The organism is Leisingera sp. ANG-M7 (genome assembly GCF_000813965.1).
GTDB lineage: Bacteria > Pseudomonadota > Alphaproteobacteria > Rhodobacterales > Rhodobacteraceae > Leisingera.
In genome coordinates this window covers 76766-99606 of the sequence record NZ_JWLI01000025.1, presented here as the reverse complement: position 1 = coordinate 99606, position 22841 = coordinate 76766, and the positions used below count along the sequence as shown (strand labels likewise).

The 22841-nt window shown below is 65.0% G+C and carries 22 protein-coding genes and 1 tRNA gene; 9 read left to right on the top strand and 14 right to left on the bottom strand.

Annotated elements, in window-relative coordinates:
* Positions 1 to 43 precede the first annotated feature (43 nt).
* Positions 44 to 397, top strand: a complete 354-nt coding sequence (locus RA26_RS20685) for a DUF3088 family protein (protein WP_052272515.1) — start codon at positions 44 to 46, stop codon at positions 395 to 397.
* A 138-nt stretch (positions 398 to 535) separates the two neighbouring features.
* On the opposite strand, the gene RA26_RS20680 is transcribed toward RA26_RS20685, so the two are convergent.
* Positions 536 to 1060, bottom strand: a complete 525-nt coding sequence (locus RA26_RS20680) for a redoxin domain-containing protein (protein WP_039187087.1) — start codon at positions 1058 to 1060, stop codon at positions 536 to 538.
* 57 nt (positions 1061 to 1117) lie between these two features.
* Positions 1118 to 1867 carry a hypothetical protein gene (locus RA26_RS20675; RefSeq protein ID WP_039187086.1) on the bottom strand — a complete coding sequence of 250 codons (750 nt, stop codon included), beginning with the start codon at positions 1865 to 1867 and terminating at the stop codon, positions 1118 to 1120.
* A gap of 85 nt (positions 1868 to 1952) precedes the next feature.
* Between RA26_RS20675 and RA26_RS20670 the strand changes: the two genes are divergently transcribed.
* The 3 genes from RA26_RS20670 to RA26_RS23045 all read left to right on the top strand — a co-directional run bounded on the left by RA26_RS20670 (position 1953) and on the right by RA26_RS23045 (position 3766).
* Entirely contained in the window at positions 1953 to 2495 is a 543-nt protein-coding gene (locus tag RA26_RS20670; RefSeq protein WP_039187084.1) for a MarR family winged helix-turn-helix transcriptional regulator, read from the top strand.
* Complete coding sequence (locus RA26_RS20665; protein WP_039187082.1) at positions 2496 to 3188, top strand: MOSC domain-containing protein; 693 nt, start codon at positions 2496 to 2498, stop codon at positions 3186 to 3188.
* Between the two features lie 434 nt (positions 3189 to 3622).
* Entirely contained in the window at positions 3623 to 3766 is a 144-nt protein-coding gene (locus RA26_RS23045; RefSeq protein WP_193747648.1) for a hypothetical protein, read from the top strand.
* Here the strand turns inward: RA26_RS23045 and RA26_RS20660 are convergent.
* The 10 genes from RA26_RS20660 to RA26_RS20615 all read right to left on the bottom strand — a co-directional run bounded on the left by RA26_RS20660 (position 3729) and on the right by RA26_RS20615 (position 13549).
* A tRNA-Arg gene (locus RA26_RS20660) sits at positions 3729 to 3805 on the bottom strand. The genes RA26_RS23045 and RA26_RS20660 overlap by 38 nt on opposite strands.
* Before the next feature lie 35 nt (positions 3806 to 3840).
* Positions 3841 to 4323: a GNAT family N-acetyltransferase gene (locus tag RA26_RS20655; protein ID WP_039187080.1), complete on the bottom strand. Its 483-nt coding sequence runs from the start codon at positions 4321 to 4323 to the stop codon at positions 3841 to 3843.
* A gap of 126 nt (positions 4324 to 4449) precedes the next feature.
* Positions 4450 to 5217: a hypothetical protein gene (locus RA26_RS22235; RefSeq protein WP_052272514.1), complete on the bottom strand. Its 768-nt coding sequence runs from the start codon at positions 5215 to 5217 to the stop codon at positions 4450 to 4452.
* Positions 5217 to 5594 carry a hypothetical protein gene (locus tag RA26_RS20645; protein WP_039187075.1) on the bottom strand — a complete coding sequence of 126 codons (378 nt, stop codon included), beginning with the start codon at positions 5592 to 5594 and terminating at the stop codon, positions 5217 to 5219. The genes RA26_RS22235 and RA26_RS20645 overlap by 1 nt, the downstream gene beginning before the upstream one ends.
* 60 nt (positions 5595 to 5654) lie before the next feature.
* Positions 5655 to 6617, bottom strand: a complete 963-nt coding sequence (locus RA26_RS20640) for a dynamin family protein (protein WP_039187073.1) — start codon at positions 6615 to 6617, stop codon at positions 5655 to 5657.
* Positions 6614 to 8674: a dynamin family protein gene (locus RA26_RS20635; RefSeq protein WP_039187070.1), complete on the bottom strand. Its 2061-nt coding sequence runs from the start codon at positions 8672 to 8674 to the stop codon at positions 6614 to 6616. The genes RA26_RS20640 and RA26_RS20635 overlap by 4 nt, the downstream gene beginning before the upstream one ends.
* Before the next feature lie 76 nt (positions 8675 to 8750).
* Positions 8751 to 9965 carry a hypothetical protein gene (locus RA26_RS20630; RefSeq protein WP_039187067.1) on the bottom strand — a complete coding sequence of 405 codons (1215 nt, stop codon included), beginning with the start codon at positions 9963 to 9965 and terminating at the stop codon, positions 8751 to 8753.
* Positions 9962 to 10933, bottom strand: coding sequence for a PP2C family protein-serine/threonine phosphatase (locus RA26_RS20625; protein ID WP_039187064.1), 972 nt, complete (start codon positions 10931 to 10933; stop codon positions 9962 to 9964). The genes RA26_RS20630 and RA26_RS20625 overlap by 4 nt, the downstream gene beginning before the upstream one ends.
* Positions 10917 to 12221, bottom strand: a complete 1305-nt coding sequence (locus RA26_RS23275) for an FHA domain-containing protein (protein ID WP_052272513.1) — start codon at positions 12219 to 12221, stop codon at positions 10917 to 10919. The genes RA26_RS20625 and RA26_RS23275 overlap by 17 nt, the downstream gene beginning before the upstream one ends.
* Positions 12222 to 12232: 11 nt before the next feature.
* A complete protein-coding gene (locus tag RA26_RS20615) occupies positions 12233 to 13549 on the bottom strand; it encodes a serine/threonine protein kinase (RefSeq protein ID WP_039187062.1) in 1317 nt (438 codons plus the stop codon).
* A gap of 285 nt (positions 13550 to 13834) precedes the next feature.
* On the opposite strand from RA26_RS20615, the gene ehuR reads away from it, so the two are divergent.
* The 4 genes from ehuR to RA26_RS20595 all read left to right on the top strand — a co-directional run bounded on the left by ehuR (position 13835) and on the right by RA26_RS20595 (position 19157).
* Positions 13835 to 15229, top strand: coding sequence for a MocR-like ectoine utilization transcription factor EhuR (ehuR, locus tag RA26_RS20610; protein ID WP_039187059.1), 1395 nt, complete (start codon positions 13835 to 13837; stop codon positions 15227 to 15229).
* Between the two features lie 182 nt (positions 15230 to 15411).
* A complete protein-coding gene (gene doeA, locus RA26_RS20605; protein ID WP_039187057.1) occupies positions 15412 to 16599 on the top strand; it encodes an ectoine hydrolase DoeA in 1188 nt (395 codons plus the stop codon).
* A gap of 3 nt (positions 16600 to 16602) precedes the next feature.
* A complete protein-coding gene (doeB, locus tag RA26_RS20600) occupies positions 16603 to 17595 on the top strand; it encodes a N(2)-acetyl-L-2,4-diaminobutanoate deacetylase DoeB (protein WP_039187055.1) in 993 nt (330 codons plus the stop codon).
* Between the two features lie 188 nt (positions 17596 to 17783).
* Positions 17784 to 19157: an aspartate aminotransferase family protein gene (locus RA26_RS20595; RefSeq protein ID WP_039187054.1), complete on the top strand. Its 1374-nt coding sequence runs from the start codon at positions 17784 to 17786 to the stop codon at positions 19155 to 19157.
* A gap of 2 nt (positions 19158 to 19159) precedes the next feature.
* Here the strand turns inward: RA26_RS20595 and RA26_RS20590 are convergent, their stop codons facing one another.
* Both RA26_RS20590 and RA26_RS20585 read right to left on the bottom strand, forming a co-directional pair.
* Positions 19160 to 20602 carry a sensor histidine kinase gene (locus RA26_RS20590; RefSeq protein WP_039187053.1) on the bottom strand — a complete coding sequence of 481 codons (1443 nt, stop codon included), beginning with the start codon at positions 20600 to 20602 and terminating at the stop codon, positions 19160 to 19162.
* Between the two features lie 5 nt (positions 20603 to 20607).
* Positions 20608 to 21342: a response regulator transcription factor gene (locus RA26_RS20585; protein ID WP_039187050.1), complete on the bottom strand. Its 735-nt coding sequence runs from the start codon at positions 21340 to 21342 to the stop codon at positions 20608 to 20610.
* Between the two features lie 228 nt (positions 21343 to 21570).
* Between RA26_RS20585 and RA26_RS20580 the strand changes: the two genes are divergently transcribed.
* Complete coding sequence (locus RA26_RS20580) at positions 21571 to 22815, top strand: ABC transporter substrate-binding protein (protein WP_039187048.1); 1245 nt, start codon at positions 21571 to 21573, stop codon at positions 22813 to 22815.
* The last annotated feature ends 26 nt before the right edge of the window (positions 22816 to 22841 follow it).

Sequence of the window (22841 nt, the reverse complement as noted above, 5' to 3'; positions counted from 1 at the left end):
CAGCCTGACCACCTGCAGCGGCGGACCCTGAAAGGAATGATCCATGGCGGAAGCCATCCTGTACCTTCTGAAATCAGACTTTAACGATCCGGAATATGGCGATATGCTATTCTACTGCCCGGCTTGCCTGAAAGTTGAAGGTCTTCTGAGCATGTTTCCGAAAATCCGTCAGGAGCTTGACGTGCGCTATGTGGATTTCGCCCACCCGCGCGGGGACTTGCCCGGCTACACCGGCGGTCGCCAGGGGTGCCCGCATATTGTCCTGCCGGACGGGGATGACACGCATTCAGCTGACCTCAGCGAAGCGGGTGTGGGAGATGTGCGCAGGATCGAGAAAGATGAAGACATTTTTTCCTACCTGATCAACCGTTTCGGCGTTTCGCATCCGCATCCCTGATCACTGCGGGCAGGGCATAACGCTGCCCTGCTGTCAGCCCGGCACACTGGGCTTCAGATGGGCCGTGGGCTTTTCAGGTTCCAGCAGCAGGTCCCGGTGAAACAGTGTTCCCTCCAAACAGAGTGTCCGGCAAGCCAATCACACCGGACAGCCGCTGTCATCGCACCTGCCGGAAACTTCGGTCCTGGGCGAGGTGGTAGTTGAGGCAGCCCTGCCTGCAAGCAGATAGCCAATCTCTGCCCCTAGCTGCAGTTCTGAAACCTGGCCGAAATGATGCGCCGCAATCCGGCCGGCCTGATCCAGAAGGATAAGGCTGGGCGTCCCGCGCATCCCGAAGGCGGACATGGTTTCCGGCAGCGGGCCAGCCCCCTGCGTGTCGACCGCCACAGGGAACGTGATGCGGTACTCATGCAAAAAGGCCTTCAGCGATACAGGTGTCATGGCGTCATGGTGCTCGAAAACAGTGTGCAGACCGATCACCGCAACTTTATCGCTCGGAAAGTGCCGCTGTACCTTCTGCGCCAGTGGAATGCCATGCATGACACACCCGGGGCACAGCATCTGGAAGGCCTCGATCAGCACGGCCTTCCCTTTCAAATCTGAAAGCCTGAGGTCTTCATTAGTGTTGAACCATTCGGATACCTGCAATTCTGGCGCTTGCATTTGCTTTCTCCTCAATGAGGGGCAGCCGCTTTGCTTGCGGCGGCTGCCCGGTGCGGATTATTGAAGCGTGCCGGGCAGGCTCAGGTCGCCTGAGGCTACATCGAAGACATTGGTGACACAGAGCAGCGGGGCATGAATGTTTGCATTCACCCGCAAGGCGGATGTGACACCGTCATAGGCAACGCCATCCAGCTGAACATCGCTGGCAAATCCGGCGTTCACCTTGATTTCGGGCCCGTCAAACAGCGGTGTGAAGCCCGGGCTGTCCAGGAATACCGGGAACCCCGGCCATGTCGCGGGCAGACTGGGCGAGGTTCCTTCGGGAATGTCGCGCACGGACAGCGCACCCGGGCCGCAGGCTTCTGACGGAGTCAGCACGACCCAATGGCTGTGCCATTCGACACCGTCATTGGCCGTGTCGCCGTCGCCGTTCTCATCATAAAGCGGTGTATCGTCGAAATCCGGGTGGCTGGTTGCGGCCAGCGCAAGAATTCCGGTGCCGCCCTCGAACCCCACTGCAGAAGGGTCCAAAGAGGTCGGCCACACATAAGACCAGACATCCGAACCGCCAACTGTCCCGCCCGCATCCGGGACCGAAGCGCCTGCGGTGCCGGCAGTGGTCATGTGGAAGGTCACGGTATTGCCATCGCGATGCGCATGCGCGGCCAGAATGTCAAAATCCGCCGCCGTTCCAGGATCGGCAGGTGACATGACGGCCCCCTCCTGATGCAGGGCGTGGTCTCCGCCGGCGAGGGCGGTAGAGGCTCCGAAGGCAGCAGCGGCAAACACTGCAAAGGAAAGTTTCATGATCGTCTCCTGTTATTTGATAGCGACTCGCTACTAAATGGAAGAGCGGATTGCAACTTTAATTTCGACTCGCTATTGATTGCCTATGAAAACCGATCACGGCATCCGCATCCTCATCAACCGTCTTGCCAGGATAGATTCCGCGAGCGGCTGGATCGGGGACCTGAATCCGACTCAAAAGGCCGCGCTCGAGTATCTGTCTGAAGCCAATCAGTTTTCCCGGTCCCCGTCACATGTGGCGGAGTATCTCGGAACAACGCGCGGCACGATGTCCCAGACCCTGAAAGCTCTGGTGCGCAAGGGGTATGCCACCGAGCGGCGGCAAGAATCCGACCAGCGGTCAATATCCTATGCGCTCACTGAGGCAGGTCTTGCAGCAGTGGAGCAGGCGAACCCGATCGCCAAGGCCATCGGCAGCTTGCCGCCGGATGTTCGGCACAGTCTGGAAGATGGCCTGATGCAAAGCCTGAAACTGGCCTTGGCCGCCAACGGAGGCCACTCATTCGGCCGTTGCCGGACCTGCGCTTATCATGATGCCGGCTCAGAACACGGGCTCTGCACCTTGCTGGGGTTGGCTTTGGCGGCCGGGGAAAAACACAAGATTTGCATTGAGCACAAAGAGGCCTGAATGACACATCCTGACCTGTCGGCTGAAATCGGCGGCATTTTCTTTGGCGCTGTCCGGAACCGCTGGGACGGGAAAGCGCCTTCGGCCATTCAAAAGCACCAAGTGTCCGGCCGCCAGGTCGTTACGCTGACCGGGTTTTCAGGCGATGCGCAGGCGGACCTGACGGTGCATGGCGGCGAAGAAAAGGCGGTTCATCACTATGCCTTCGATCACTATGCCGCCTGGCAGAGCGAGGGGATTATGGCTGCTGGCACAGAAGCGGCAGCCTTTGGCGAGAACATCAGCACAACCGGCCTGACCGAAGAAAATCTCTGCATCGGCGATATCCTCAGGCTGGGGTCTGCGACGGTGCAGATCAGCCAGGGCCGCCAGCCGTGCTGGAAACTGGGGCTGCATACAGGCAACGCAAAGATGCCCTACCTGTTTCAGAAATCGGGCCGCACTGGGTGGTACTACCGCGTTCTGGAAGAAGGGGATGCCGCTGCAGGCGACCGGATTACGCTGGTCGAAAGGCGCAATCCGGACTGGAGCGTTTTGCGGGTCACCCGAGCCCGCCTGACCCGCAGGATTTCCCGGGATGATGCGGAAGTTCTGTCGCAAATGGCGGATATGGCATCAGGGTGGCGGCAGGCGTTCGGGCGGATTGCAGAAGGCGATCAGGATGAGGACACCCGCGAAAGGCTGGGAGCATAGTCATCGCGCACAAGTCTCCACGAGGGGGCAGCCTGAATTCATCTTGGGACACCGCCGCGGAATGCACTGACGGATATTGGTCGGCAGAGACCAGTGGTGGCAGGTAGAGGCTGCAAAACAGGCAGCGAGCACAAAGAGATACTCGTCGAAAAAAGATGAGGATCGACAACTGAAACCACAAGACACAGAAGGCAGTCTTTGTACTCATCAGCAACAGGCTGCACCACGTCCTGACACGACTGCAGGATCAGCCTCAGCCCTTCCAATCCATGGACAAGGCAACTCTGCACTCTTGCCGGGATACTTACGCTACCCGGATGCTGAACTGAGGCATAAGTCTGGTGGAGGTCTACCATCTTCTCGGACACGCCACTTAGACCCAGACTCAAAAGTACGCCAAAGGGGTGTTGCGGACAGGACGAGGGAGATCATGAATGACCGCTGAAATCTCTGCGGCCTCAAATTCGGCCCCTGTATGGGCCTGCTATACACACTCCAAGTTGAGTGAAACCGCTTATCAACAGATTTTAAAGGAGAAAATGGCGATCCCTGAAGGACTCGAACCCTCAACCTGCTGATTAGAAGTCAGCTGCTCTATCCAGTTGAGCTAAGGGACCGCTTGGCGCCAGTTATGACAGGCTGCGGCCAGGGGTCAAGCCGCGGCGCGCAGATCCAGATGCATAAAGACCGACCACGGATCCTCGGCGTAATCGGCGAACGGCGGGCAGGGGACAAAGCCGAAGGATTCATAGAGCCGGCGCGACGGCAGGAAATCTTCAGTGGATCCGGTCTCCAGGTAGATCGCGACAGCCTGACCACGGCGGGCAAGGTCCAGCAGGAAGCCCAGCAAGGCGCGGCCTGCGCCGCTGCCGCGGGCCTCTGCCAGGGTGTGCATCGACTTCAGCTCGCGGCTGCCATCGCCCAAGTCCTTGAGAGCGCCCATTGCCAGCGCCTGCCCGTTCCGGCGCAGCAGGAAGAACTGCACCTCCGGCCCCTCCAAGCCGCTGATGTCCATGGCGTGGCAGCTTTCCTCCGGTGATTGTGCCGCCATCTGCGCCAGGTGGCGGCGGATCAGGGACGTGGCCTCGGGGTCCGAAGGGCGGGCGGCGGCGATTTCAAAGGCTGTGGCGGTCATTGTCCGGATCCATTCGGGCTGGCTGCCCCAAGATATTGCCCGGCCTGCAGCGGATAGCAATCGGGCAAGTGTTCTGCGGCACCCCCTGGCAGAAGATGTGCCCGTTTTTTGGGCAACCGCAAAGGGTCAGCCGTAAATGCCCGCCCAGGCCGCGGCTTGGGCGCGGGCCGCTTCCGGCGGCAGGGCCAGCAGCAGCAGGGCGCCGCCGTCGGAGGCGGCGAGGACGTGCAGCTGCGGCGAGACCGGCAGCAGCAGGCAGTCCGGTTTCGGCACCGGCATCCGGGCCGAGGCGGGGCGGGCCGCCCTGGAGGCCAACGTCTGGCGCACCGCATCCAGCCGGGTGAGCAGCGCTTCCGGCCCGTCGCCTCGTATCTGGCCGCCGCCTTGAGGGCAATGCAGCCAGGCTGCGGCCTGTGGCAGCGCCCGGGCGCGGAAATGGTCAAGGCGGCCGCCGCTTGCCGCCGCGAGGGCGGCGGCAAGGGTTCCCACAGAGCAGGTGCCGGTGCCCTGCGGTGCAGGGCAGGGGCGGCGGCGGAAGCTGAAATCCCCGCTCTTGCTGGCCGCTTTCAACTGTCGCAAGCGGGTGGCAAAGATCTGGGCTGCGGTCTCCGGGTCTTCCGCGACGGAGGAGGGGTCCGCGCTGTCCGGAAGGCTGAGGCCCGCAATCCGGCGCTGCGCCACGGTGAGGGTCGCGGCGGCACGGCCTTTGATGCACAGGGTGATTTCGCGCGGCAGCACGGTCTCGCGGATTTCCCGCAGCACTGCGGCGGTCAGGCTGTCACCGGTGCTGGATGCCGCAGCGCGGGCGGGCTGAGCCAACCGGACCAGCGCCTGGTGCAGGCCGGAGGTGGCGCCGGGACTGGTTTGCCGGGTCTGCTGCGCGGGTTTTGCCATCACGTCCCCCCGATTTGACAGGCCAGCATCTGCCGGGCCGGCGCGGCCAGCCGGGCGGCGGCATCCGCATCGTCGCAGACACAGAGCACTGCATCGCCGGAGCCATCAGAGCCGCGCACGAACAGCCGCGCTTCGCCAGGGGCAAGCAGGATCACATCGTCCGCAGGCGCCGCTGCCACACCGCCGGCCTGAACCGCCGCATCCAGCGCCAGGAAGCCGCGGCGGGCCTGCTGGCAGAGATCGTCGAGGTATTCCTGCGGGTGGCCGCTGCCGCTGCTGCTGCGCAGCACGATGCTGGCGCCAAGATCGCCAAAGGCAGCCAGGCGGCAGCCGGGCTCAAACTCGCGCAAGGCGTCGAGCTGAAGAGCCAGGGTCATGGGCAGCCCCCGCAGCGGGGCATGTGTTTACAAAGCGCGTGTGCTGGCAGCATAGCGGGCTCAGTCTCCGTCAGAAGGGGTTTCGGGGCGTTGGCTGCGGCGGGACGGGGCCGAGACCCGGCGCGGCATCACACGGGGACCGCCACTTGCACCGGCGGCAGCAACCTGCAGCTGCGGATCTGGCTGCGGGCCGCTGTCGCGGATTCCGCCGATGTCCAGCACATCTGCCCGCAACTGCTGCTCGGGCTGCAGCGCTTGGGCGGCGGCGGCAGACTGAGCCAGTGGGCGGGGACGGTCCGGCTGGGACCAGTTCAAGAGCAGGTCGACCAGATATTCTATGAACCCGTCAGCGCCGCTGGTCTTCCAGGCCTCCATGTCCTCGCCTGCGGCCAGCGCCTGGCTGAGCGACAGCGGAAACACCGCATTGAAACCATCGCCGGTTTCCTTCTGCACCCGGCGCAGCACCCGGTCGCGGTCACGCGGGGTCTTGAGCTTGTCGAAATGGGTGATCAGCAGGGTGCTGGGAGCGTCGAGCCGGGCGGAGATTTCCTCCCATGCGGCGGCCTCCGACTGGCGCCAAGCTTGGGTGGCATGGGTGCACCAGATCACGCTGTCCACCTCTGGCAGCAGGTTCTGCCAGACGCCGGCCGGCATGTTGGGATCGGAGATCCCCGGCATGTCGATCAGGTCGCAGAGCTCCAACGCCTCGGCTGGCAGCGTCAGGCGAATCAGTGCTGTGGTTTCCAGCGGCACATCGTCCAAGTCCTCCAGCCGCACCGGGGTCTCGCTGCCGTCGGTGCCGGTCAGGCAGGCGCCCTCGGCCCCGTGAGAGATCCAGACCGGAGGCAGGCGGGTGGCGGTAACGCGGGTGGGCAGCGGCTGCTGGCCCACCAGCAGGTTGGTGAGAGTGCTCTTGCCGGCGCTGAATTCACCCATCAGCGCCAGCCGCGGCTTGCGGGCCGGGGCGGCCGCCGGAGGGAGGGCGGCAGAGGCCGGGGCGTGCTGAGCAGTTTGATAGGTCATGCTGTGAAACTCCTGAGTGTTTCCAATGCAGTGGCGGTTTCAGTCTGACGGCGGTTGGCCTCGTCCCCGGCGAACAGGGCCTGCATGTCTCCACCGCCGCGGCGGCAGGCGGAAATCTCCAGCAGAATGTCGCGCTGATCGTCAAAGAATCCTTGCAGACGGGCGAGGATGGCGGAGCGGGCCTCTGCAGTCTGCACCGTCTTCAGCTGGGTCATGAAATCCTCTGTCTCGCCTGCGATCAGCTTGCGGAACTGTTTGGCAAAAGCCTTGTAGCCGCGGGTTCGGCGCCACCAGGAGGCCCACCAGCTGTCGTTGAAATCCAGCGCAATGGACTGTGCCAGCGCCACCGGCGAAGCGGGCTGCGGCACCTCGGGCACGGCCAGTTGGATGCCCTCAACTGCCGGGCCGAAGCCGTCATAAAGCAGCTCTGCCACGTCCCTGACCGCGGCCTCGTACCGGCCTTGCGCGGCGGATTGCATGCGGCTGGTCATCACCGAATAGGCAGAGCGCAACAGCATCCGCAGACCCGCCGGATCGTATTCCCAGTGGCAGTCCTCGCCCCATTTCTCCAGATGGTCGATCAGCGCATGGGTGGCGCGGTCGGTGAAGGTGGCATGGGCACGGTCGGCGCGCTCGCGGAAGGAATCGAGCACCTGGCCGGCCTCTGCCTCCATCGCTTCCATATGGGTCTGGCAGATGTCCTCGAAGGCGGTGCGCACATCGTGCATGTTGGCGCCGCCGCTGCTGCCTTCGCCCTGCACCATGACCGCATTGGCGGCCTGCTGGCCGGTGGCGGCGGTGGTGGCGGTGGCGGCAATGCGCTGCAACAGCGGTGTGCCAAGGTCGGCGACGATCCGTTCGGACACGGCACGGTTCAGAGCCGGGAGGCCCGAGAGCTCCCACACCATATTCTGCGGCGTTGCTTTGGCGTGGGAGGCGTTGACCGAGGCCTCTGCCCAATTCAGGAGCGCGGCGGAGCTGGTCGGATCCATGTCCTCCATCCCGCCAGTCAGCACCTTGTTGGCCCAATAGGCACTGCCAAAGATGATTTCCGCCTCCTGCGGCCCGTGGTGGGTCTCCAGGGTCTGGCGGATGCTGGCTTCGATCTCGGCGATCTGGTTTGCAGGGTCGGCCAGCTCGTCGATGCGGTTGACGAAAATCACCACCTCACGCGATTTGAGGTTGGAGATCATCCGGATCAGCCCCATGTCGACCGAGGTCAGCGCCTGGCCCGCTGACAGCACCACCACGCAGATGCGGCTGTCGCGGATCGCCTGAATGGTGATCTGCTCACGCATCATGAAGGTGTCGTTGACACCCGGCGTATCGCGCAGGCAGAGACGGTGCGGCACCGAGCGGCAATTGAGGTAGAGGTCGGCAGCGCGGGTGATATCGGCAAAGCGGCCCTGCTCGTCGACCTCGCCCAGGTCCGCGTCATCGAAATCATCGCCGAGGCAGATGTAGCGTTCGATCAGGTTCTTGTCGAAGTAGCCGTAATCGTGCTTCTGCCCCATCAGGAGTTCGAACTTGCGGCCCAGCCGCTGGCGGGAGCGTTCGCGCATCTCCTCGATCTGGGTCCGGATCTTCTGCAGCTCGCTGTCAGCACCGGCGCGGCCCGCCATTTCACCGATGCGGCCGCCTTTGGTAGTCAGCCGGTCCCATTCCTCTTCGGTCATAAACTGGAAACAGGCCTTGTTCTCGGTGCGGGTCTCGCCCGGTTCCAGATGCAAGGAGGTGACAACCGAGGTCCAGGGGTTGACGTCCGAAGGCAGCAGATCGGCCCAGCCTGCCATCGCATTGACCAGCGAGGTTTTGCCGGATTTCACCTGCCCCAGCAGGGTGACACTGGGTTCAAATGTGCCAAGCTCGTCCTGCAGGCGGGTGAGGCTGCGCTGCACCCGCTCGCCGGAGACACCATGCAGGGTGGCCAGCGCACCGTCGAGCCGCCGCGCCTTGCGGGCGAAATCCGCCAGCGGTTCCAGCCCGGCGCCGAGGTTTGTGGGGCGGGCGGAGGCGCGGATGTCGGTGGCGCTCTCGATCTGGTTTTCCATGTTCATGGCGGGGCCTGTTTTTGTGTCCTGCTTCGGAGTTTTGGTCTGCTGCCCGGCACGCGGGTCTTGGGGTTTTACGCCCCTATCCGGGCGGCTCTACCATCAGTTCCTTCTTCAGCTGGATCAGCAGGGTCACCGCATCCACGGCGGCGTCCTCATCCTGTTCCAGCTGGCACAGCATCAGCATCTCCTCACCGTCTTGCGCGGCCTCGCGGGCGGCCTCCACCGCGGCGCTGGCGGGCATCGCATCAAGCGATTGCGACAGGTTGCGGATCATCTCCATGCATTGCGCCAGGACCGGGGCGGCCTGCGGGCCGCCGGCGGCTTCGGCCTCGGCCAGCATCGCCTCGGCACCGGATTGCAGCTGGTCCAGCGCGGCTCCCAGGCTGGCAGCTTGCGGGGCGGCGGCAATCGCCGGCACAGGGGGTGTTGCAGAAGCAGGGGCCGGAACGTCGGGGGCGGCCTCAGCCGGCAGGCTGCCTCCGAACTGGCGGATCAGCAGTTCGGCCTGATCAACGTCAGAGGCTCGGCCCAGATCGACCTGGCGCTGCACGTCCCCGGCCAGCTGCTTGCCGCCGCTGGACTGCCACAGCCCATCCTGCGGCGCCTCAGCGGTGCGGGCGGTCAGCCCCTGGATTGCTGCCACCGGGTAGACGCCGAGAAACTCCTCAGCGGCGATGGGTTCCAGCGTCTCGATCAGCCCGGGCAGGGTGCCGCGCATAACTTGGCGGTCGGCCATGGTCAGGACCAGGAAACTGTGATCCTTGGTGCTGTCGGGTACCTCGGCCCAGAGCGCCCGTTCATCTGCGGCGAACTCCTGGCTGCACCACAGGATGATGTCGGCGCTGCCTGCGGCCTGCTGCAGCATCTCCTGCTGCGTTGCCAGCGGTCCTGTCAGTGGCAACTCGCGGTAGCTGTGCCAGCGCAGGCGCGGGTCGGGCAGGATCTGGCGCACCCGGCGGGCGTCCTGCGGCAGCTCCATCTGCGCCAGCAGTCCGGGGATTTGCAGACGCTCGCCCGCGGCGGTCTCGACCTCCGCCATTTCCTGCGCACCATGGCAGACATCAACCAGAAGGCCACCGCCGTTGCGGCCAATCACAACCCGGCCCAGCAGCATGTCGATGAGGGCGGATTTGCCGCTGCCGGGGGTGCCTGCAACCGCCACCTGCACCGGCTGACGAAGGCGCTGCAGCAGCTGGCTGCCCCATCCGGAAACCTCGGACGGCAGACGCCCGGCGCTGAGGGTCTGTTCCAGCTGGCCTGCCAGCGGGCTTATGTCTCTTTGAGGAAGGCTCACGCGGATGCATCCGTCTTGCTGCGGCCCGCATCCGGCGCGTCTCGCCAGGAGGATGCGGCCATGAAGGTAACAACCCGTCGGCCGGCACGCTGGCGGGCGGCGGCGGGTTCGAGCGGCTGTTGCTCCGGCGCAGCCGGCACGGCGGCTTCTGCTGCGGCAGGGCGAGGCGCCTGCGGGTCGAACGGCTTGATCACGCAGAAGGCAGCGTTGTCCTGCTCCGGCGCGTCCAGCGCCTCCAGCCGCCGCATCAGCGCTGCACCGATGCGGGCGCTGGGGCTGTGGCATTCGGCGGCCAGCACGGCGGCAATCTCCTCCTCTTCCAGGAACAGAAGCCCGTCGCTTGCGGCCAACACGATATCGCCATGCTGCAACCGCACAGGTGCGCTGCGGCAATCGACCAGCGGGATATCCGCACCGGTCAGCACTGAGGTCACGCAGTGGCGGTCCGGGTGGGCGGCGGCCTCTGCCGGATCCATGCGGCCGCGGGCGACCAGCTTCTCCAGCTCCGCCGCCATCGAATGGTCGGCGTTGAGGCGGATCAGCGCGCCGTCGCGGAACAAGTACAGCGGCGAGTCGCCGACCGAAATCCAATAAAGCCGGTCGCGGAACAGCACCGGCGCCAGCAGGGTAGCACCCATGCCCCGTTCCTGCACCTGGGGCTGGTGGCTGGCATATTCGCCAAGGCAGGCGTTGGCGCCATCAACCGCACCGTGCAGCACTTCGCCGATGGCGGGCTCCAGCAAGTCCGGCTCACCAGTGCGCAGCTTCAGTTCTGCAAACACCTCTGTCACCACGATTTTGGCCGCGACATCGCCAGCCGCGTGGCCGCCCATCCCATCGGCCAGCACAGCAAAGCCGGCACCGGCGCCAGCCATGAAATCGGCGGCGACGGCATCCTCCTGACGCTCGCGGCGGCCTTGACTGATGGCCGTCGCAGCGTCGTACTCAAGTTCAGCGGAATGCAGCATGGGCGCTTTCGTCCTGATGCGGCTGGTCCCAGCCGAAAGAGGCACCGCAGAGCGGCACGAACCGCAGGGTGGTTTCGCCGATGCGGATCTCGTCACCCGCAGCCAGTTCCTCGGTGCTGAGCACCGGGCGGCCGTTGCGGCGTACCAGGTTCGCCTTGCCACCGTGGCCGATGTAAAACGCCTTCTGCTCAGCGTCATAAGCGACGGCCGCATGGTTGTCGCGCGAGATGCTGTTGTCGCCAAAGTCGAGACGTATGGTCTGATCCTCGCCCCGGCCGATCACCGTGACGCCGCTGAACAGGGTAAAGGCGGCACCGCGGCCCGGCCCTTGCACCACTGCTAGCCAGCCAACCGGGAACTGGGTGTAGCCGGGCCCGGCTGCCTCCGTGCCGCGCGAGAACGGATCGCTGCCGGGCGCCTGCGCCGGGCTGAAGCCAAGCAGACGGGTCTTTACCCGGCCTGCGCGGCTGGCGCCGCGGCCCATCGAGGGCGCAGGCACGTCAATGGGTGCCACGGTGGCGGCCTCCTCCTGCTGCGGCTGGGGCGCCTGGGCAGCCATTTGCGCCGCCGGAGCGGGCTGGGCCTCAGCCTGCCGGACCGGTTCGGGCCAGGGATCAGACCGCAAATCTTCACGAAGATCCGCATGGTTATCAGGCTGTGGTTCCGGCTGCGCGTCAGCCTCCAGCTCCATTTGTGCTGCAGCGGCAGGCTTGCGGTGGAACACCCGGTAGCTGCCGGGTTGATCCGCGGCGGCCTCCGGTTGCTGCAGGCGGCCGAAATCAGGCTCTTGCGCCAGCACTTCCGGCGCATCCTCATCTTCTTCGGCTGCATAGTCTTCAGCAGCAATTGCCTCCGGCTCTGCATCCTCTGCCGCAAAGGGGTCCTCGGCTTCCGCATACTCCGGGGCTGCCGCAACGTGTTCCGGCTCTGCGAGGGTCTCTTGTGTCTGTTCCCGGGCAAAGAAAGCGGCGATGGCATCCTCTTCCGGCGCTTCGCTGCCGAGGCTGTCGAGGCAGGCTTCCGCGCTGTCTTCTTCTTCCGGCTCATCTTCCTCCAGGAAATCCTCCGGCAGAATATAGCCGTCCTCAGCGGCCTCCGGTTCCGGGTCCAGATTGAAGCCGAGGTCCAGGTTGAGCGGCGGCGCGGAAGGTTCTGCTTCCTGCTGTTGCGCGAGGCTGTCGAACGGGTCCCGTGCCGGCGGCTGCACCGGTTCGGCAGCGGGGACAGCAGCAGCTTCTGCCCGCACCCGTTCCCGTTTTTCGCCGATGATATCCTTGATGAACTTCATTGCGGTTTCCTTCAGTTCTTAACGGTTGCCGGGGTGCCGTTCTGGAACCCGAAAATCTTGCGCAGGCGGCCTGCGAATGTTGGTTTGTCTGCACTTGCGATGCTGCTTGCCGCGGCCGCGGGGAGCTGTCCGGCGGCGGGGGCTTTTCTGCTGCGCCTGTTGCGGGAGTCCTCTTCCGCCAGCCAGGCTTCCAGGTCGCTGACCGGCTCACCGAACAGGTTGACCATCTGGCGGGGTTCCTGCGGTGCCGGTCCGGGTGCAGTCTCCGCCCGGACAATGCGCGGCTGGCCCGGGGTCAGGCTGGAATTGGTCGAGGCGACCAGATCGGCGATGGTTGCGTCCAGTTCACCGTTATCAAAGGATTCAAGTGCTGCCTCTGTCGCTGCGGTGGCAGGCACCAGCTCTTCGGCCTCATACTCCGCCAGCATCTCTGCCCAGGCTCGGGCTGACTGAAACCGTTCAGCGGGCGGCACCGACATTGCCTGATCAACAGTGGCCAGAAGCGCAGGGTCCGCCGCCCAGGGCCCGCCCAGCAACGGCCGGCAAGGATCCGGGTTGCCGGCCATCACCGCGTTCAGCCGCTGCTGGCTGCCCGGAGGCGGTGCGCCGGTGATCAGATAATAAAAGGTGGCACCAAGCGCGTATATGTCACAGGCCGGGCGCTGCGGCAGGTCGGGCTTATACAGCTCATGCGCCGAGTAACCGTCCTTGACCGCCAACAGCATCGGCAGCGCGGTGTCGTCCTTGGGGGTGCTGCCAGCCGCAGCACCGAAGTCGATCAGGGTCAGGATGCCGTCCTGGCCCAGCAGCAGATTGTCGGGCGAGATGTCGCGGTGCAGGATGCCAATCCCGTGCAGGCAGCCAAGCGCCTCCAGCGCCTGCGTCAGAATCTGCCGCAGCACCGGTGCGGTCAGCCGCTCAGGCTGTTCCTCGCGCACGGTCAGCAGGTCAAGACCGTCAATGAACTCCATCGCGATGTAGGCGGTCTGGTTTTCCTTGAAAACCTGATGCACGCCAACGATGCCGGGGTGCTCGGCGCGGGCCAGCAGATGTGCCTCACGCAAGAAGGCACGCAGCACGTTGCGGCAGGACTTGCCGTGCTCCGGCGTCGCCGGTTCCACCTCCGGGCCGTTGCGGCGGCACAGCCCCGCGGGAAAGCATTCCTTGATCACCACCCGCCGCTCCAGGCTGTCGCGCGCCAGATAAGTGATGCCGAAGCCCCCGCTGATCAGCGGGCGCTCAATCTGGTACTGGCCCTGAAGCAGCTTGAAGCCGCATGGCAGTTCGCAGGTCTGCGCCGGATCGGCGGAAGATGGGTCGTGCGGCACGGCGTCTGTTCCTCCTGGCTGCTCGGTCCCGGGCCGGAAGGGCGCGGGCGGACCTTTAAGCTGCCGGCGGAATGGGGAATGTTCACGGCCCCATTCGGGCAATTGCGGCAAAGCCGCCGTATTTCCGCCATAATCCTTGCCAAAGGGCAGCAAACATTGGGTTAACGGCAGGCCGGAGAGTTGCCTTGAAGTTAGTTAAACTGGGGCGCTATTCCGTTTGCGGGGCCGGTACCGCCAGGCCGGGGAGGGCTGTGCATTCCCGCTGCGCAAAGGTAGGATTGACGCATGACAATCTGGTATCCCGATCCCGAGACCCTCACGCCGCCGCTGCATGCCAGCCTGGCGCAGGCCCTGGCCAGGGCGATCTCCGACGGCCGCCTGGCAACGGGTGCACAGCTGCCGACCCACCGGCGGATGGCTCAGGAGCTGGGTCTCAGCGTGCATACGGTCAGCAAGGCCTATGACAGCCTGCGGCGGCAGCGGCTGATTGACGGCCAGGTCGGGCGCGGCAGTTTCGTGACAGGCGCAGAGGCAGGCGGCAGCCCGCCTTACCGGCTGCAACCGGAGACTGGCGGCGGCTACGACCTGTCGATCTCGCGGCCGCTGTTCGCACCGCTGCACGCGGAGCGGTTTCAGCAGGCGCTTCGGCAGCTGCCGGAAGGGCTGGACCCTGCCTGCTACCTGTCGACCCGGCCCAATGCGGGTCATCAGGCGCACCGTAAGGCGGGTGCTGAATGGCTCAGGATCTGCGGGTTGGAGGCACCGGTGGAACGCATTCTGGTGACCAACGGAGTCAGCCACGGGCTGTCGGCGGCACTGACCGCGCTGGCCCGCCCCGGAGACACGGTGGTGGCGGAGAAGATCACCCATCACCTGCTGATCCCCGCCTGTGCCAGCCTGGGCCTGACGCTGGGTGGGCTGGAGACGGACGGCGATGGAATGCTGCCGGATGCGCTGGAGGAGTACTGCCGCAGGAACAGTCCCAAGCTCTTGTTTCTGCTGCCATCCCTGGCCAATGCGACCGCCGGGATGATGCCCTTGGAGCGCCGCCAGGCACTGGCGGATGTGGCCCGGCGGCATGATCTGCTGATCATCGAAAACGACGCTTTGGGTCCGGTCGCCGCAGACCGCCCAACCCCGGTTGCGGCGCTGGCGCCGGAGCGCACGGTCTATCTGACCAGTTTCACCAAATGCACCCTGCCGGGGCTGCGGGCGGGCTATCTGGCGGCGCCGGAGCATCTGCTGCCGGCCCTCACCGGGCGTATCGTGGTGTTCAGCTGGATGGCAACGCCGCTGATGGGTGAGCTGGCCAGCCGCTGGGTGCAGGACGGCACCGCGCTGGAACTGGCTCGCTGGCAGCGCCGGGCGCTGGCGGAGCGCCACGCCATCGCCGCCGAGGTGCTGCAGGGCTGGCACTGGCAGGGCCACCCGGCAGCGCTGCACCTGTGGCTGCCGCTGGAAAACGGTTGGACCAGTGAAGGCTTTGCCGCCTACGCCCGGCAGTTGCAGGTCTCAGTGGCGCCGGACACCCCGTTCCTGGCACCGCGGGTGCCGCCGCAGAACGCGGTGCGGATCTCGCTTGGCAGCGTGCAGGATCCGGCCCGCTTCCGGCAGGCGCTGGAACTGCTGGCCGGAATGCTGCGCCAGCCGCCGGAAGGGGCCGCTTCGCTGGCCTTCTGATTGTCGCGTGACAATAAAAAAATTGACTCGCAGGACAAGTCGTCACAAGGCTGGCCAGAAGGCCCCGGGCCAGTGCCGGAACCGGTGGGTCTGGTGCAGGCAGCCGAGGGAATCACCGCCCGCCCTGCTGCTGCGGCAGTAACCGGTGCGCCTTTGCCCGCTGAGCAACCAGGAGCCGCGAAATGGCACAGCCGACGCTGTATTTCACCCGCACCGAATACCAGGCGCGTCTGGACAAGACCCGGGCCGAAATGGCCCGCCGCAGGCTTGACCTGCTGATCGTCACCGATCCCTCGAACATGAACTGGCTTACCGGCTATGACGGCTGGTCCTTCTATGTGCATCAATGCGTGGTGCTGACGCTGGAGGGCGAACCGCTGTGGTATGGCCGTAGCCAGGACGCCAACGGCGCGCTGCGCACCTGTTTCATGGATCCGGCCAATATCATCGGCTACCCGGACCATTACGTGCAGTCCACCGAACGCCACCCGATGGATTACCTGTCGGCGCAACTGCGGGACCGCGGGCTGGACGGCGGCGTGATCGGCGTCGAGATGGACAATTACTATTTCACAGCCGCCGCCTATGCGTCGCTGCAAAAGCATCTGCCCAACGCGCGCTTTGCCGATGCCAACGCGCTGGTGAACTGGCAGCGGGCGGTGAAGTCCGAGGCGGAACTCGCCTATATGCGGCAGGCGGGGCAGATCGTCGGACGGATGCATCAGCGGATTTTCGACAAGGTCGAACCGGGAATGCGCAAATGCGACCTGGTGGCGGATATCTATGACGCGGGCCTGCGTTATGACGCCGATCTGGGCTTTGGCGGCGACTACCCCGCGATTGTGCCGCTGCTGCCCTCCGGTTCCGACGCCGCCGCGCCGCATCTTACCTGGGACGACCTGCCGATGAAATCCGGCGCGGGCACGTTTTTTGAAATCGCGGGCGTTGTGCACCGCTACCACTGCCCGCTGTCGCGCACCGTGTTCCTGGGCAAGCCAACGCAGACCTTTCTGGACGCGGAAAAGGCAGTGCTCGAGGGCATGGAGGCAGGGCTGGAGAGGGCCAGGGCCGGCAACACCTGCGAGGATATCGCCAAAGCGTTTTTCAAGGTGCTGAAAAAAAACGGCATCGAAAAGGACAACCGCACCGGTTATCCGATCGGGGTCAGCTACCCGCCGGACTGGGGCGAGCGCACCATGTCGCTGCGCCCGGGCGATACCACGGTGCTGCAGGAGAACATGACCTTCCATTTCATGACCGGCCTTTGGATGGAGGATTGGGGGTTTGAAATCACCGAAAGCATCCGCATCGGCGAGAGCGGGCCGGAATGCCTGTCCAATGTGCCGCGCAAGATGCTGGTAAAGGACTGATCCATGAAGGCAAACCCAATCTCTCCCACCATCCCGCTGGATCAGGACGGGGTGCATCACGGCTTTCTGAAACTGCCCTACAGCCGGGATGACAGCGCATGGGGGTCGGTGATGATCCCGCTGACGGTGATCAAAAACGGCGAGGGGCCGACCGCGCTGCTGACCGGCGCCAACCACGGCGATGAATACGAAGGCCCGATTGCGCTGCAGGAACTGGCCGCAACCACCAAGGCTGAGGATGTGACCGGCCGGCTGATCATCGTGCCTGCCTTCAACTACCCGGCCTACCGGGCTGGCACCCGCACCTCGCCCATCGACAAGGGCAATATGAACCGCGCGTTTCCGGGCCGCCCTGATGGCACTGTGACTGAAAAGATAGCCGATTACTTCCAGCGCACCCTGCTGCCGCTGGCGGATCTGGCGGTGGATTTCCACTCCGGCGGCAAGACGCTGGACTTCGTGCCCTTCGCCGCCGCCCATATCCTGGAGGACAAGGCCACGCAGGAGGCGTGTTTTGCCGCGATGAGGGCATTCAATGCGCCTTGTTCGGTCGAGCTTTTGGAGATCGACAGCGCAGGCATGTATGACACCGCGGTCGAGCAGATGGGCAAGGTGCTGGTCACCACGGAATTGGGCGGCGGCGGGTCTTCGACAGCGCGCAGCAATGCCATTGCCAAGAAGGGGCTGCGCAATGTGCTGATCCATGCAGGCATCCTGAAAGGCAAAATGCAGATGGATGACACCATCAGCCTGACCATGCCGGACGACGACTGCTTCCTGTTCAGCGAAGGTGGCGGGCTGTTTGAGATCATGGCAGATCTGGGCGCACCGGTGGCCAAGGGCGACCTGCTGGCGCGGGTCTGGCCGCTGGACCGCACCGGCCAGCCGCCGGTGGAATACCGCGCCCTCCGTGCAGGGCTGGTGATCAGCCGCCACTTCCCCGGCCTGATCAAATCCGGTGACTGCGTGGCGGTGATTGGAGTGATCGGCAGCTGAACAAAAACTGGAAATAAACGGATGGGCCGTGTAGGCCTGTCTTACCCTGGCAATAAAGGCATTGCGCGCTGCTGCTGAGGGTCGGGTGGAGATGCCCGCCTATCCCGCGCAACACCTGCGCAGGATCCGCGCAGCCTTCCTCCCGAAAATCAACCGGCGGCGCGCCGCCTTATTTGTGAGGATAACCGATGCTGAAGAACGACCAGCTTGACCACTGGGACCGCGAAAACTTCTTCCACCCTTCAACCCATCTTGCCCAGCACGCCCGCGGTGAAAGCCCGAACCGGGTCATAAAAACCGCCTCCGGCGTCTTTATCGAGGACCGGGACGGCAACAAGCTGCTGGATGCCTTTGCCGGGCTTTACTGCGTGAACGTGGGCTATGGCCGCCAGGAGATCGCCGAAGCCATTGCGGATCAGGCGCGGGAGCTGGCCTATTACCATTCCTATGTGGGCCATGGCACCGAGACTTCGATCACCCTGGCCAAGATGATTCTGGACCGGGCGCCCAAGAACATGTCCAAGGTCTACTTCGGCCTCGGCGGCTCTGACGCCAATGAGACCAACGTCAAGCTGATCTGGTATTACAACAACATTCTGGGCCGCCCGGAAAAGAAGAAGATCATCTCCCGCTGGCGCGGCTATCACGGCTCCGGCCTCGTCACCGGCTCGCTGACGGGCCTTGAGCTGTTCCACAAGAAGTTCGACCTGCCGGTGGAGCAGGTGATCCACACCGAGGCGCCGTATTACTACCGCCGCGACAATCTGGAGCAAAGCGAAGAACAGTTCGTGGCCCATTGCGCCGCCGAACTGGAAGCGTTGATCGAGCGCGAGGGCGCGGACACCATTGCGGCTTTCATCGGCGAGCCGGTTTTGGGCACCGGCGGCATTGTGCCGCCGCCCGCGGGCTACTGGCAGGCCATTCAGGCGGTGCTGAAGAAGCATGACATCCTGCTGGTGGCGGATGAAGTCGTGACCGGTTTCGGACGGCTTGGCACCATGTTCGGCTCTGACCATTACGGGATCGAGGCGGATATCATCGCCATCGCCAAGGGTCTGACGTCAGCTTATGCACCGCTGTCCGGCTCCATCGTTTCAGACAAGGTCTGGAAGGTGCTGGAGCAGGGCACCGACGAGAATGGCCCAATCGGCCATGGCTGGACCTATTCGGCGCATCCGATCGGGGCAGCGGCAGGGGTGGCGAATCTCAAGCTGATCGACGCACTGAACCTCGTCAGCAACGCAGGCGAAACCGGCGCCTATTTGAACGCTGCGATGACAGAGGCGCTGGCGGGCCATGCCAATGTTGGCGAAGTTCGCGGCGAGGGGATGCTCTGTGCGGTGGAATTTGTGAAGGACAAGGACAGCCGCACCTTCTTTGACGCCGCGGACAAGATCGGGCCGCAGATCTCAGCCAAGCTGCTGGAGCAGGACAAGGTGATCGCCCGCGCCATGCCGCAGGGCGACATCCTGGGTTTTGCACCGCCGTTCTGCCTGACCCGCGCCGAGGCCGATCAGGTGGTCGCCGCCACCCTGCGCGCAGTGAAGGCGGTGCTGGGCTAGCGTCAGTTCCGGCAAATTTCGAGGACGGCGCGCAATCCCCGCCTGCCGTCCTCGAAGTACAGCCGCCCGCCGTGCTGTTCCGCCACCGTGGCAACGATGGTCAGCCCCAGGCCAAAGCCGTCGATGGCCCGCGTGTTGCCGCCGCGCTGGAACGGAGCAATCACTTCGGTGATCTTCGCCGCAGTCATGCCGGACCCTTCGTCCTCCACCGTGATGATCGCGTGATCGGCCGTGGCGCTGAGGCCAATGGCGGCGCGGCGTCCGTATTTCAGCGCGTTGTCGATCAGATTTGTCACGGCCCGCTGCAGTGATACCGGGCGGGCCACGACCAGCATCGGCTGGCCCTCCGGCACCGCGCTGTGCCCCGGCGCCGAGGTGAAGACGGACCGCCCGCCCGACGCCACCTGCGGTTCCGGCGGCAGCAGCTCCACCGGCTTGCCGGTGTCCTGATAATCGGCGGCCAGCGCCTCCACCAGGGAACTGAGCGACAGGCGGCGCGGGGTTTCGGCGCTCATCTCGGCGCGGGTGTAGGTCAGCACGCTCTCGATCATCCCGGTCATGGCGTCCAGATCTGCCTCGAACTTCTGCCGCAGTTCAGTGTCCTGGATCAGCGCCGCGCGCAGCCGCAGCCGGGTCGCGGGGGTGCCAAGGTCATGGCTGACGCCGGACAGCACCGCCGCACGGCTGGCAAGCTGTTCCCGCTCGGTCTCCAGATAGCTGTTCACCGCCGTCACGATTTCCTGCAGCTCGCCGGGGCCTTGCAGCGCATAAGCATCCGGCCCGCCCAGTCGGCGGCGGTGACGCAGGGCGCGGGCGAAGCGGTCGAAATGGGCCGAGGTGTCCATTACCAGCGTCGCCAGCACCGCCAGGGCCAGCAGCGACAAGAGAACCGTCGGCAGGCGCAAGTCGCGCGGCGTGGCGGAACAGCCCCAGACAGCAGTGCCGTCGACCCGCTGCCAGGGGCCATAGCCCGCGCGCGCGAAGACCACCGGCTCGCTGCAATAGGTGGCCAGCAGCCGGGTTACCGCCCCCAGTTTCTCTGCCGCGGTGGCGCCGCCTGCGGGCGGCAGTTCCGCCACCGGATACCGCAGGGCGGGGGAGGCGATAACCAGCGCCAGAACCTCCCCCGACAGGGGATCGGGGCCGCTGTCCAGGATCGAGACATTGGTGAACAGGGAGGGCTTCGCGATCCCCTGCAGCCGCAGATAATCACCCGCCGCCAGAAACGCGGCCTGTTCCGGCCCCACGAGCGTGACCGTCACCCCCGCAGGCGGCGGCGCGGCGCGGCGCAGGGTGGCGTCCAATGTAATGCCGGAAATGGCCGCGCGGGTCAGATGCGCCTGCCAGCTGGCACCCGAATGGAACCAGCCCCAGGCACCGCCCAGCCCGGCGGCAAAGGCCAGCGGCAGCAGGATCAGCCCCCGGGTTCTGAGCCGCAGCGCCACCTGCCTCAATCCCCGCCGGTCTCGACATCCACCGACAGGACATAGCCGGTGCCGCGCTCGGTGCGCAGCAGCGCTGGCGCCTTGGGGGTGTCTTCGATCTTTGAGCGCAGCCGGCCCACCAGCACGTCGATGGCGCGGCCTGAACCCTCCTCTGTTCCGCCGTCGCCGGTCACATCCAGCGCCGCGGCGATCTCTTCACGCGTCAGCGGAATATGCGGGTTTGCCAGAAACACCTTGAGCAAGCCGGTCTCGCGCCGCGACAGCGCCACCTGCACGCCTGCGGGAGAGATCACTTCGTCCCGCTTGGCGTCATAGGTCCAGCCGGCAAACCGGAAGGTTGCGACGCTGCGCCGGTAGATCAGCGACGACGACCGCCGTGCCCGCTGCAGCACGGCGCGGACTCGGGCCAGCAGCAGATCGGGGTTGAACGGCTTGGCGATGTAGTCATCCGCGCCGGATTCATACCCCGCCATCCGCTGGTGATCGGCGGACAGCGCCGACACCAGAATGATCGGAACATCCTGCTCGGCACGCAGCCGGGTGCAGATCTCCACCCCGTTTTCATCGCCCAGCATCACATCGAGCAGGATCAGGTCGATCCGGCCCGCGCCGATCTGCTCGCGGATCTCCGCCTCGCTGCCGCAGGGCAGGGCGATAAAGCCGTTCTGGCGCAGGTACTGGGTCAGCATCATGCGCGTCTCAACGTCGTCATCCACCACCAGAAGCCGCGGAATCGCCATCTGTTGCTCTCCTCCCCGAAACCGCCCCTTGCGGCTGTCCCGCCTGTTTGTTTGTAACATCATGCAACAAAATCAATTGCTGCGTAACAACAGGTAACAGGCGGACGGAAAAACTGCTGCTGCAGGCGTCCGGACCATTGCCGGGCAATTGAAATGAAGCACCGGGACCGGGCAAGCTGATTGGCGAAGGCTGCGGGGAGCAGCCGTCACACAAGGGAGGAATGAGCGATGAAATACACCGCTTTTGCGGCCGTATCGGCCGTGGCACTGGCCTGTGCGGCACCGGCAGCGGCCGGACCGGAGGCCGAAGTTCTGCACTGGTGGACGTCCGGCGGCGAGGCCAAGTCCGCCGCGGTGCTGCAACAGGAATTCGCTGACAACGGCGGCACCTGGACCGACATGCCGGTGGCCGGCGGCGGCGGCGATGCGGCGATGACCGCGCTGCGCGCCCGGGTGCTCTCCGGCAACGCGCCCACCGCAGTGCAGCTGAAAGGCCCCGCCATCCAGGAATGGTACGAGGAAGGCGTGCTGGCCGATATCTCCTCTGTCGCGGAGGCCGAGGGCTGGGGGGACGTGCTGCCCGGCTCGATCGCCGAACATATGAAATGCGAGGGCAAATGGTGCGCGGCGCCGGTGAACGTGCACCGGGTCGACTGGATCTGGGCCAATGCCGCGCTCTTGGAGGCCAACGGCATCGAAATGCCCCAGACCTGGGAAGACTTCAACGCTGCCGCCGACAAGCTGATGGCCGCGGGCATCACCCCGCTGGCGCATGGCGGCCAGGCCTGGCAGGACGCCACCGTCTTTGAAGCCGTGGCGCTTGGGATCCTGGGCCCGGAAGACTTCCGCAAGGCCTTTGTCGACCTGGATATGGACACGCTGAAGTCGGACAAGATGGCGGCGGTCTTCGACCAGATGCGCAAGATGCGCGGCTATGTGGACGCCAACTTCCCGGGCCGCGACTGGAACCTGGCCACCTCGATGGTAATGAACGGCGAGGCGGCGTTCCAGATCATGGGCGACTGGGCCAAGGGCGAGTTCCTGGCCGCGGGCAAGGAGCCGGGCAAGGACTTCCTCTGCGCCTCGGTGCCTGGCGACGGGTTCCTTTATAACGTTGACAGCTTTGCCATGTTCGAGGTGGACGGCGAAGACAAGCAGGCCGGGCAGGACCTTTTGGCCAAGCTGATCGTCGGGCCGAAATTCCAGGAGGTTTTCAACCTCAACAAGGGATCGATCCCGGCACGGGTGGACGTGAAACTGGATGCGTTTGACACCTGCGCGCATCTGTCGGCCAAGGACATGGGCGACAGTGCCGAGGGCGGCTCTCTGCTGCCCAGCTATGCCCACGGCATGGCCCTGCGCGGCGCGCAGGCCGGCGCCATCACCGACGTGGTAACCGCGCATTTCAACTCCGAAATGTCCTCGGCTGAGGCCGTGCAGATGCTGGCTGACGCTGTCGCTAACTCGCTCTGATCTCCCCCAGGCCTCGCGTCCTCCGG